Source organism: Pyxidicoccus caerfyrddinensis (assembly GCF_010894405.1).
In the GTDB taxonomy this organism is placed as follows: domain Bacteria; phylum Myxococcota; class Myxococcia; order Myxococcales; family Myxococcaceae; genus Myxococcus; species Myxococcus caerfyrddinensis.
This window is the reverse complement of the sequence record NZ_JAAIYA010000008.1, coordinates 194,832-206,308: the sequence shown is the minus strand read 5'-3', so window position 1 is coordinate 206,308 and position 11,477 is coordinate 194,832. Positions and strand designations below refer to the sequence as shown.

Below are 11,477 nucleotides of genomic sequence, written 5' to 3'. Positions count from 1 at the left end.
GCGCGGCCCCCTCGGCGGCGGTCATCTGCCCCACACGAGGTGGAAGAGGGCCTGGCTGGGAGCCAGCGTGGAGTCGAGTGCGGCTTCCAGGCCCAGGAGCGCCTCGTTGGCCAAGGGGTTGGCCTCGTGGAGGAACTCCAGGTCCAGGTCCTCCAGCTCCAACAGCGTCTCCACGGCCTCGGCGAGAGCACCGGGCGAATCGAACGCGCGGACCTCGTGCTCATCGGCTGGAATCAGCGTGTCGATGAGGAAGCGGCGATAGCTCACCAGCGTGTCCTGGACGCTCTTGTCGAGGGGGACGTGCGCGAGACACTGTTCGAGCCATGGGATGTGACTGCGCAGGGTGTCGATGAACACCTCGTCATGTTCACCTGTCCGTCGGCGCGCCCCCGCCCAGAGAATCCAACGGCCGAAGTCGAGCTGCGCCGAGGAGAGGCGAGGCGCGCGAAGGGGCTCCAGGTTGCGCAGGACACGCCCCGCCGTCGTCAACCTGACGAGAGGGCCGTCCATCGTGACGAGCCCCGCGGAGCGCAGGCGCGCGAGCAGCGCGGGCAGAGAGCCCACCTCGGCGAAGTACTCGCCATGGGACTCCTGGAGCCGGCCGCAATCATGCTGCTCGTGGACCGCCTCGAGCGCGAGCTCCAGCTCCGAGTTCTCCACCCAGGGGCCGCGGCGACCTTCCGCGTGAGGACAGCCGAGCACTTCGACGCCTTCCGGAACAATGAGGGTGTTTCGTTCCGCTGGGAGGTTCTGCTGTCCAAGGGACACACGACGGACCGCGGGATGGGGAAAGGCGTCGAACGGAGGACGTGCCCCCAGCAGGTGAAGCTCCTGGAGATGGGGCGTCGCGGCGATGAGTGCGTCTCGCACCGTGTCGCTGACGCGCACGGCGGGGCCGCCAGGCATGAAGGTGAGCTGAACCAGCCAGGGCCTTGGACGGCTCGCGAGTCGTGCCAGCGCCTGCTCATCACCGCGCACCGTGTAGCGCCGGACGAAGGTCCCCAGCGGACCGTCGAGCAAGCCCGGAGGATGGAAGCGGTCATCGCGAAGCGCGTGGATGAAGCCATGCTGGACGAGGTGTCCCGCGCGGGCCGCGAGCGGCTCGCCCAGCCAGGTGGTGAGCAGTTCGTGCCGTCGGTGCCGCCAGCCCCGGTCCTCGGGAGTGGGGTTCAGGTCCAGGGCCATCAGCTCGCCGCGAGGGTCTCCCCGCTGCTGGAGGCGGTCCGCCTGGACGGCCAGCGCGTCCAGGCGCCAGGACGTCACGAGCGAGTGCTCGAGCTCACTCCATTCACTGTCGGATGGCGGTGCCGGAGAGGTGCCACGACGAGTCATGCCGCCACTCTCGCATGGGGACGTCGATTACGGCTGGGCAGGCACCACCTGCGCGTCGCGAACCAGATTTCGAACCACGCCAGATACGCGCGCCGGGACGGGTCGCGCTGGTCGATCTCGTGGGGTCGTATGGGGTGGTAGGCGTTGGCGCCGGGCTGCCAGCCTTTTCGCAGCGCTGGAGTGACACATGCTCCAGCGCCGCCATTTCCAACCACTCACATCAGGGGCAGGGCGGCGCCTGACCGGGGTTGCGCTTGCACCAGTAATCGACGCCGTCGCAGGTCGCGTAGCACAGGGTGAAAGAGTAACAATTGCTCGTCCCCGAACAGGAAACGATGGTTCCGTTGCTGCACCTTGCCGCCGCGCCACAGGTACCGGAGGCATGAACCTCCGCGCTGGGAACCTCTCCTCGGGAGACCTCTTTGCCCCACACGAACTCACCAGTGTTCTCGTCTGTGCGGGTGGCGGCCCGTCGAGGGCCGTCCCTACCACGACCGTGCAGTCACGCGGGTGTTGGCCCTTGTGCTCTTGCTCGACACCAGCACGTAGGCCGTGGAAGGTGCCAGGTCTGACACCTTCCACGGCTCCCCTTATTGCGAAAAGACCTGCTTGAAATGCCAGCCGTTGCCCGCCCTGACGCCTGTGTTGGAGGCCCACCGCACGCTGCCATCGCCTCGCCCGTCATGCCGGAGCCACAGCAGGTCCTCCGCATCGTTGATGGCGTAAATCACGCCGTCGCCGCCTGAAAACACGTGCTTGTAACGCCATTCGTTGCCCACGTCGCTGCCTGAGTTGGAGGCCCATCTGCTGCTGCCATCGCCTCGCCCGTCATGCCGGTACCACAGCAGATCGTCCGTATCGTTGATGGCGTAAATCACGCCGTCGCCGCCTGAAAAGACCTGCTTGAAATTCCAGCCGTTGCCCACCCTGCTGCCTGAGTTGGAGGCCCATCTGAAGCTGCCGTCGCCTCGCCCGTCATGCCGGTACCACAGCAGGTCGCCCGCATCATTGATGGCGTAAATCACGCCGTCGCCGCCTGAAAAGACCTGCTTGAAATTCCAGCCGTTGCCCACCCTGCTGCCTGAGTTGGGAGCCCATCTGAAGCTGCCGTCGCCTCGCCCGTCATGCCGGTACCACAGCAGGTCACCCGCATCGGTGATGGCGTAAATCACGCCGTCGCCGCCTGGAAACACCTGCTTGAAATTCCAGCCGTTGCCCACCCTTCTGCCTGAGTTGGGAGCCCATCTGAAGCTGCCGTCGTCTCGCCCGTCATGCCGGTACCACAGCAGGGCGCCCGCGTCGTTGATGGCATAAATCGCGCCCGGTGCGGTGGTCTGCAGAGGCTGTGCCGAACTCTGGCCGCCTGTTGCAAAGGCGGGAAGAGACAGCGCGCTAGTGATCAGTGCCCCCAAAACAAACAATTGATGAACCTTCATACATGACTCCATGAGGTAGGGGCTGCACCCGAGTGTTCTCAGGTCGGTAGATGGAGTCTGCGCCAGGGAACTTGTGACGCTTCTGGACGTCGTGGCCGGAGGCCCCCAAAGGCGGGCTGGAGCAGAGAGGGAGGGGAGGGTCGCTGCTGGGAGGCAGCCGGGCTGTGCAAGCGGGCGTGGCGCTCAGGGCGCGTCACATTCGCCGGGAGGGTGTTGATGGTCACCAGGAAGCGCGGATTCCTGGTGATGGGTCGCCATGAGCTCCCTGACTTCGAGCCCACTCCCTGCGACGCGTGCGGCCGAAAAGTTGAGGGTTGGGGAGTACGCCGGTGGAGTCCTCGGCCGCGCGCGTCCTGAAAAGTCTGAAGGCCCACCAGCGACACCTGGAGGGCCTTCCTGGAGGCGCGCCCTGGTGTACGTATTGGCGGAATAGAGGCCATGTTGAGGGGGCGGGCTGGAGCGGAGGGGCCGAGGGGGGCAATTTTGCTGTCGCTCTACACGCGCGATGCTCCCGGCCGGTGGACAGGCCGCTTGAGCCCCCTTGGGGTACACGCCTGCCCAGGCCGCGCTCAAGGTGCCACGGAGTTTTGTTTTCAGCTGAGGCCGTCACTGGCACCCTGCAACGCTGGCGCCAGTGGAGGCTCCCGTAGCGCCTTTCCCGCCCCGGGGCGGAAGTCCCCTTCACGCGGCAACCATCGGGACGCCTGGGGGGGAACTCCCGCGCCTCACTCCGTAGGAGGAGCAGGCCCCCCACTCGCGAGGGGGCTCCTGCTCACGAGGCGCCATGATGAGACTTGCCCCGCCATCCCTCCGGCCACTGCTGTCCGCGTGTGTCCTGTCATTGTCCGTCCTCTCCGGCTGTGACAAGGAGCCCGACCCCGCTCCCGACGCCGGCACCTCCGTGCCCACGGAGGACTCCGGCACCGACGCCGGCTCCCTTCCGGACTGGGACGGCACCTACACGGAGCTGGAGGAGAGGGGCGACTGGTTGGACCGGGGCCGCTTCGCGCCGTGCACCTTCGACTCGCAGAGCGCGCCCGCTTCCCTCTCGTGCGAGGACCTGGCCCGCTTCGACGTGTCCCAGTGCGACCCGGACGCGCTCGCCAGCGTGGGGGCCTCTGGCGTCTACCTGGGTGAGCAGCGCGCGGAGACGCGCTTGTCGGACGGCGGCACGCGCATCAGCGCCCTGCCCGTTGGCTTCAAGCTGGAGGCGGACGGCGGCGGCACCTTCAACGCCTCGCCCTTCCGGGTGCGCAACACCGACGGCGGCGCCTTCTTCCTCTCCACGGAGCGCACCTTCCTCAACGTCACCACCCTCACCGCGCTGATGGGCTGCAAGGTGCCCTCGCCGGGCATCGTCACCGGCTGCTACGCCCGCTGCCGTGATGGCCGCTTCTCCCAGACGGGCACCTTCGAGGCGCACCGGATGACGTGGCCAGCGGGCGAGGCGGAGTCCTCGGGCGGCATGCGGCTCGTCTCCGAGGCGCCCGTGCCCCTGGGCGAGTCCGTCGACGTCTACGTGGCCAAGGAGCACGCCTACGTCGTCTCCCTGCCGAAGTTCGGGCGGCTCGGCGGGCTCACCGTCTTCGACGTGAAGGACCGGGCGCACCCCGTCCTCAAGACGACCATCAGCCTGCCCGGCGACAACTCCTGGAACGGCGTCTGGGCGAAGGGCGATGCCCTCTACGTCGCCAGCTCCGCCACGGGCGTCGTCCTCTTCGACATCACCGACCCCGCGTTTCCCCGGTTCGTGCGCAGCCTGCCGGGCGGCGGCGACTTCGGCGCGCATACCGTGCTCGTCGACGGGGACCGGCTCTACGCCATGTCCGGCGGAGAGATGCTGCTCGTCTTCGACGTCTCGCGGCCCCTGGAGCCCGTGCTGCGCCAGAGCATCTTGCCGCCGTCCGACGGCGGCCTCGGCGGCAGCGGCGCGCATGACGCCTTCGCCTACGGCGGGCGCCTCTACGTCAGCAACTCCTATGGCGGCTACGCGGTGCTGGACGTCACCGACCTGGACAACGTGCGCAACCTGGGCGCCTACGTGCACGGCGGCTATGCGCACCACAGCGCGGTGGGCACCTTCGCCGGCCGCACCATCGCCTTCGAGGGCACCGAGTTCAACTCCTCCCACGTCCGCGTGCTGGACGTCTCCAGCCCCGAGCGCATCGTGAAGATGGGCGAGTTCCGCATGCGCCCCGTCACCTCCGTCCACAACATGCTGCTGGTGGGCAAGCGGCTGTACGTCGCCTGGTACCTGGACGGGGTGCGCGTGCTGGACGTCTCCAACCCCACGCGCCCGCGCCAGGTGGCCCACTTCAACACGTTCCAGGAGAGCCACCCCGAAGCCACGGACAACATCTTCCAGGGCACCTACGGCATCCGCGTGCCCGGAGACGGGTACGTGTACACGGCGAACGTCCCCCGGGGCCTCGTCATCCTCAACGAGCCCTGACGCCGCGGCGCGAACAAGAGCGCCGAGGTAGGGGGAGTGGGCCATGGAGTTCATCGGCATCGACGTGCACAGCTCGGAGTGGGGCAGGGGGCGCTTCACGTCGTCCCCGGCACGTCTCACGAAGCGGCGGCCTCGGCCCTGCGCGCTTCGAGCTGGAGCTGGACGGCCCGGACGGTGTGGATGCCGAGCACCGCGGCCACCACGGAGAGCAGCTCCGCTGCGGCGGTGGTGAGCAGGGCCCGGCGAAGACTCCCCGGGTCCGCCTCGGTCGTCAGCAACATCACCACCTCCGAGACGCGGTTGAGGACGAACTGGAGCAGCCAGCTTGCCCACCACGCCCACGGTGGTCGGCAGGAGCGCTCAGTGCTGCCTGCGATGGCACGCGGAGCAGCTCTCCTCCTGGAGCGGGCAGCCCGCGCAGACGAAGCGGCCGCAGCGCAGGCACGTCCCGGTGGACGGCGCACCCGGGTGTTCGGGACACACCGCGTCGGGGGCGGTGGGTGAAGCGGGCTGGGTCTGCATGGGCGCGGACTCCTCTCCCCTCGTCTCCGAGAAGCTGCTCTGGGACGCGATGCTGGCGGCGAATCAACCCGGGTTGCACGAACAGGCAGGAGCCGGGTGGGCGTGACGGACGCTGGTGGGACGAGGACTGACGGGGCCTCGCCCGTCTATGCCGCGTGGGTTTTCGGCGGTAGGAAGCTCGCTTCGTAGTCGGCGAGCAGCGCTGGAAAGGCAATGCATCGCTGCACGTCCGGGTACACGCCGGTGGAGTAGCGGATGGCGGCGTAGCCGAAGATCTCCGTGAACAGCGCCAGCCGTGCCTCGGGTGGTGCTCTCCGGACGTGGTCGTGAAACGAGAGCACCTCTCCTTCCAGCGAGAAGGGCCGGAGGTACAGGACGTGCGGCAAGAGGTCGTGGACGACGCGGAAGATGAGGTTCTCTTCCGGCGTCCAGAGCGGGTGGTCGCAGTGCTCGGTGTTGATCTCGAGCCGCCCGCGCTCGACGTCCGCGAGGATGTCCTCGGGGCTGAAGTAGACCGTCCTCTGCGTGAACTCGATGGTGAGGAGGGAACCCACGGCGGCGTAGACCTCCCGTGAGTGTGCCATCAAGGCCCTCCACGAGAATGCGAAGGGCGCATCCACCTGCTGCGACTCCGCGGCATAGGCCTCCGTGAACCGCGTCGCGAATGCCAAAAGCGGCGCGGGCTGGAACGCGGTGGGTTCCGGGTCCGCATAGCCTGACATCGGGAAACGCTCATCGAACAGCTCTCGCAGGACTTTCGTGATGGCTGTCATTTCAGGTACCCCCCGAATGGCATCCTACAGGCAGGGGAGGCCTGTCTGCTCTCCGTCATGAAGCGCATCCTGGCCGGATGCTGGAGGGCGGGTGGGAGATGTCAGTCCTGGAGGGTGTTGAGGGGCTGGTTTGCCTACCACGAGGTTCAAGGCCACCTGACTCACGGACACGACCCCCCGGGTGTTCGGGACACACCGCGTCGGGGGCGGTGGGCGAGCAATGAATGTCATATCTGGGAATCCTTGGGACCTGGCCAGGGGGACTTCACGAAGGGTGGCACGGAGGGTTGCTGGACGCGGGGAGCATGTGGGCGTCTGCTGGAGGCATGTCCGAACCCACCGCCCTCGTGTCGGCTCCCGGGGCCGTGGTCCGCCCGGTGGATGTCTCCGAGCGGGTGACACTGCTGGACGCGCTGCGCGGCTTCGCGCTGTGCGGCGTCTTCGTCGCCAACACCCTCACCTGGTTCAGCGGTCGCTCCTTTCTGCCGCGCGAGCAGGCCCGGGCGATGGCGGCACCTCCGCTCGAGGCCGCCGTCACGACCCTCTTCACCTTCTTCGTGAACCAGAAGTTCGTCACCCTGTTCTCCTTCCTGTTCGGGTTGGGCTTCTCCATCCAGCTCGCGCGCGCGGCGGCCCGGGGAAGTCCCATCGTCCCGCTGTACTCGCGGCGGCTGCGGGTGCTGCTGGGCATCGGCCTGATGCACCTCTTCGGGGTGTGGGCCGGCGACATCCTCTCCACCTATGCGGTGGTGGGCTTCGTGCTGCTGCTGTTCCGTCAGCGCTCGGACCGGACGGTGGTGGCCTGGGTGCTGATGATGCTGGTGGCGGTGCCGCTGCTGGTCCCCGTCATCCAGCACTTCGGTCCCATCGTGCTGCACGGCGCGCAGGCCGCGGCCGAGGCGGCGAAGGCCCGGGACGCGGACACCGCCCAGCTTCGGGCACGGTTCCTCGTGGGCCTCTCCAGCGACTCTTTCTGGACGACCCAGAAGGAGAACGCGCGCTACTTCCTCAGGGTCTCACTCCCGTCGGCCCACCGCCTGATCTACACGGCGGGCATCCTGGGTCACTTCCTGTTGGGCCTGCTCGCGGGGCGGCATCTGCTGATGCAGGAGGTGGAGCGCAACCGCCGCTGGCACCGCCGGCTGCTCGGCTGGGGGCTGGTGCTGGGCGTGCTGGGCAATGGCGCGGGGGTGGTGGTGCAGCACCTGCGCCTCGCGGGGTTGGTGGACCCGGCGAAGGACGCCTGGATGGTGGTCCTGCCCGCCATCCAGGAGCTGGGCTATCTGGGGCTGGCCGCGGTGTACGTGGCCGCCTTCGCCTTGCTCTTCCATCGCGAGCGGTGGCGCAGGAGCATGCAGGTGCTGGCCCCGGTGGGGCGCATGGCGCTCACCCACTACCTGCTGGAGTCCGTGGTGAGTACCTGGCTCTACAACGGGTGGGGGCTGGGCCTCGTGGGCCAGCTGCCGCCGTCGCGCTCCCTGGCACTCTCGCTGGCCATCTTCGCGCTCCAGGTGGGCTTCAGCCACGTGTGGCTGTCGCGCTTCCGCTTCGGCCCGGCCGAGTGGCTGTGGCGCTCGCTCACCTACGGCGAAGCGCAGCCCATGCGTCTGGCGCCGGAGAGCGCCGCGGATTCGGCGGTGAGCTGACCACCGCGCGCGTGGGGGAGCACAGGGACTTCGAGCCGGGGCCCCTGGGCGAGCGGGCCCGCATCCAACTCGTCACCTCCTGCGAGTCGCTTCGCACCCGCTTCGAGGAGTGCGGCCGGTCTGGCTCTGCAGGCATCAGGTACCATGCCGAGCAGCGGCCGCATTCAGCGGCCCTGGAGCACTCGATGCCTCGAATCCTCAACGGCGTACTGCTTGCCCTCACCCTGAGCGGCTGCGCAGCGGCGCCTCCTCGCCAAGCCGCCCCCGCCCCATCCACAGGAGCCGCACCCATGCGCCTCGGCAACTTTTCCGTCAGCCTGGCCGTCAAGGACATCGCAGCCTCGCGCGCGTTCTACGAGAAGCTCGGCTTCAGTGCCATCGGCGGCGACCCGGCCCAGAACTGGCTCATCATGCAGAACGAGACCAGCACCATCGGCCTCTTCCAAGGCATGTTCGAAAAGAACCTCCTGACCTTCAACCCCGGCTGGGACCGCAACGCCAAACAGCTCGCCGACTTCGACGACGTCCGCGAGCTCCAGCGGACCCTCCAGGCCCGTGGTCTCACGCTCTCCTCCGCCGCCGACGAGTCCTCCACCGGCCCCGCGAGCCTCATGCTCATCGACCCCGATGGCAATCCCATCCTGCTCGATCAGCACGTCCCGAAGCCGGCACGCTGAAAACGCGCCCACGGCCCATTGCAAGAGAGTGTCCCGGATGTGTGCCGCACCCGGGTCTCCTCGACTCATTGAGTAGCAGCAGGGGCCCGGAGCTGTGGCTCCGGGCCGGAGTCAGAAGGCCTCGGTGTCAGTCCAGCAGGTTCGCCAGGCCCGCGTACGTGTTGGGCCCGGGGATGCCGTCAAGCGGCCCCGTGTAGCCGCCCCGGCTCGCCAGGGACTGGAGCACCTTGTATGTGTTCGTCCCAGGGACTCCGTCGACGGGGCCCGTGTACCCGGCGCCGCTCAGGAAGGTCTGCAGGCCCCGCCACGAGTTCACGCCCAGGGCGCCATCTGCGGGGCCCATGTACCCGCCCAGGCGCGCCACCCGCTGGAGCGCCGCGTACGACTGGCTGCCCATGACGCCATCAATGGGGCCCGTATATCCAAACCCTCGCAGCACGGTCTGGACGCCCTTCCAGGAGTTCGTGCCCATCACCCCGTCGATGGGGCCCGTGTAACCACCCTTCGCGGCGAAGCGCTGGAGCGCCGCGTACGAGTTCGTGCCCATGACGCCATCCACGGGCCCCGAGTAGCCATATCCGCCGAGGACCTGCTGGACACCCTTCCACGTGTTCGTGCCGGGGACGCCGTCCACCGCGCCGGTGTACCCGCCCGCGCGGGCAATTCGTTGCAGCGTCACCCCCTGAGCATTCGTGACGGGCGGCACGGGGCCGGAGGACCCGTCCAGATACGCCTGGATGCCGTTGTATGTGTTGGGCCCGGGGATGCCGTCGATGGGGCCCGTGTAGCCACCGTCCTGCGCCAGCAGCTGCAATCCCTTGTAGGTGTTGATGCCCGGCACGCCGTCGGCGGGCCCGTCGTAGTAGCCCAGCGTGCGCAGGACCTTTTGGACTCCAATCCACGTATTGGTCCCCGGGACGCCGTCGATGGGGCCGGTATAGCCGCCGCGGCGCGCCAGGTTCTGCAGGATGGTTCCCTGCTGGACGGTGATGACGGGGTCTCCTCCGCCAGAACTCCCACCGGGAATGGCTGCCGGCGGAGGGGGCGTCGCGCCCGCCGGGGGCTGAGCCAGTCCGGCGAACGCGGACAGCTTCGCGACGTTCAGGTCGAGGGGAATCCCGTTCTGGTTTCCGGACGACGTGTACTGGTGGATCTCCCACGTCGGATAGGCCGTCCCGATGCTCGGGTTGCCCGGCGTGCCCGTGTAATGGGCAATCCAGAGCTTCGAGCCCACCGCCTGCGTTTGCGGCCAGGTGTTGGCCTTGAGCAGACTCGAGTAGGTGTACAGGAACGGCGCCTTCCCCAGGCGCGTCTTGACCGCCTGCATGAAGCTCGCGGTCATGGAGTCGTTCCAGAAGATGCCGTCGTCGATGGCCTCGTTGTCGAGCACCAGCAGGTCGCCCGGTCGATGGTCATACAGGTGGTCCATGAAGTACTGGGCGTCACCGGCAGGGTTGTACGAGCCCGCCATCCAGTAGTGCCCCACGAGGAGCCCGGCCGCGCGAGCCCGGGCGACCTGCTGGGCGTAGTACGGCGCGACGTAGAGGGGAGAGACATTGGAGCCGCCGGCTTTGACAATCGCGAACTGGTAGCCGGCGCTTCGGATGGCATTGAAGTCCAGGTCCCGCTGCGTCGTACCGACGTCAATCCCATACACACCGGTCATCCCCGAAGGGGGAGGCGTCCCGGGGTCCTGGGCCAGCCAGGTGTTGAGGCCCGCGTACGTGTACTGCCCCGGGTAGCCATCCACGGGGCCCGTGTACCCGCCGAGCTGGGCGAGCCGCTGGACTCCCTTCCAGGTGTTCTCCCCCGGAATGCCGTCGATGGGGCCGGAGTAGAAGCCCTTGCCCGCGATGACCGTCTGGACGCCCTTCCACGTGTTGACTCCGGGCACGCCGTCCACCGGGCCCGTGTAGCCCCCGCGCTGGGCCACGCGCTGGAGCGTCTTCCCCTCCTCGATGCTGACCTGGATTCCCCCGGTGCCCCCGCCGGTGCCGGTGCCTCCGCCGGTGCTGGTGCCGAGCACGTTCCGGATGAGCGGCGCGGGGTCGCTGACATTCTCGCCAAACACGCACAGACTCGTGGAGCCTCGGGTCGTGTGGAGGTGGGGCCCGCTCCACGCCGAGCCATGGTCATCTCCATAGCCCGCCACGTAGGCGATGATGTCGCCCTGGTTGACGTAGTCGCCCACCGAGAAGCGCGTCCGGATGACGTGGTCGTACCCGGAGAAGTCACCGGGCGCGGACTCCACCGCGATGGTGTGTCCCACGATGGAGGAGTACTGGACGCGGCGGACGATGCCCGAGCGCAGCGCGGGAATCGCCTGGCCGGCGCTCGCGGGGATGTCGAGCCCCCGGTGGCCCAAGGGGCCGTAGTAGGGGCCCGTGACTCCGAAGCGAGTCCCCCACCGTGACTCCGCGTAGAAGGCCTGCACGTTGGCCGGCGCCAGTGCCTGCGCTTCCTGGGTGACAGGGGCAGGGCTCTCGGAGCCCTCCGTGTCCATGCCTCCGCAGGCGCTCAGCACCACGAGCCCCAACAGCAGCGTCACGGTGTTCGAAGCAAGGCTCTGGACGACGCTCCTTGGACGGAATCTGCTGCTCATGCGGCTCCCCTGGGCTGGAAACATGTTTTCAAGCGCG

9 protein-coding genes are annotated in these 11,477 nt (G+C 68.1%); 4 read left to right on the top strand and 5 right to left on the bottom strand.

The genetic code is table 11. The features are described 5' to 3' along the window. Window positions 1-21 precede the first annotated feature (21 nt). Window positions 22-1,263 carry a hypothetical protein gene (locus tag G4D86_RS20555; protein WP_163995687.1) on the bottom strand — a complete coding sequence of 414 codons (1,242 nt, stop codon included), beginning with the start codon at window positions 1,261-1,263 and terminating at the stop codon, window positions 22-24. Window positions 1,264-1,922: 659 nt separating this feature from the next. Further along, the gene (locus G4D86_RS20550) at window positions 1,923-2,768 is read right to left on the bottom strand and encodes a tachylectin-related carbohydrate-binding protein (RefSeq protein ID WP_163995686.1); all 846 of its coding nucleotides are present in this window, start codon (window positions 2,766-2,768) and stop codon (window positions 1,923-1,925) included. 787 nt (window positions 2,769-3,555) lie between these two features. Between G4D86_RS20550 and G4D86_RS20545 the strand changes: the two genes are divergently transcribed. Beyond that, entirely contained in the window at window positions 3,556-5,220 is a 1,665-nt protein-coding gene (locus tag G4D86_RS20545) for an LVIVD repeat-containing protein (protein ID WP_163995983.1), read from the top strand. 116 nt (window positions 5,221-5,336) lie between these two features. On the opposite strand, the gene G4D86_RS53005 is transcribed toward G4D86_RS20545, so the two are convergent. Next, window positions 5,337-5,597: a DUF4328 domain-containing protein gene (locus G4D86_RS53005; protein ID WP_240360400.1), complete on the bottom strand. Its 261-nt coding sequence runs from the start codon at window positions 5,595-5,597 to the stop codon at window positions 5,337-5,339. Between G4D86_RS53005 and G4D86_RS53000 the strand changes: the two genes are divergently transcribed. Then, entirely contained in the window at window positions 5,546-5,848 is a 303-nt protein-coding gene (locus G4D86_RS53000; protein WP_240360406.1) for a hypothetical protein, read from the top strand. The two genes, G4D86_RS53005 and G4D86_RS53000, sit on opposite strands and share 52 nt — an antisense overlap. A 40-nt stretch (window positions 5,849-5,888) precedes the next feature. On the opposite strand, the gene G4D86_RS20535 is transcribed toward G4D86_RS53000, so the two are convergent. After that, entirely contained in the window at window positions 5,889-6,326 is a 438-nt protein-coding gene (locus G4D86_RS20535; RefSeq protein WP_240360373.1) for a hypothetical protein, read from the bottom strand. A gap of 515 nt (window positions 6,327-6,841) precedes the next feature. On the opposite strand from G4D86_RS20535, the gene G4D86_RS20530 reads away from it, so the two are divergent. Further along, window positions 6,842-8,161, top strand: a complete 1,320-nt coding sequence (locus G4D86_RS20530; protein WP_163995684.1) for a DUF418 domain-containing protein — start codon at window positions 6,842-6,844, stop codon at window positions 8,159-8,161. Window positions 8,162-8,451: 290 nt separating this feature from the next. After that, on the top strand, window positions 8,452-8,838 hold the full coding sequence (locus G4D86_RS20525) for a VOC family protein (protein WP_163995683.1): 387 nt from the start codon (window positions 8,452-8,454) through the stop codon (window positions 8,836-8,838). Between the two features lie 127 nt (window positions 8,839-8,965). On the opposite strand, the gene G4D86_RS20520 is transcribed toward G4D86_RS20525, so the two are convergent. After that, window positions 8,966-11,440, bottom strand: coding sequence for a GH25 family lysozyme (locus tag G4D86_RS20520; RefSeq protein ID WP_163995682.1), 2,475 nt, complete (start codon window positions 11,438-11,440; stop codon window positions 8,966-8,968). Window positions 11,441-11,477 lie beyond the last annotated feature (37 nt).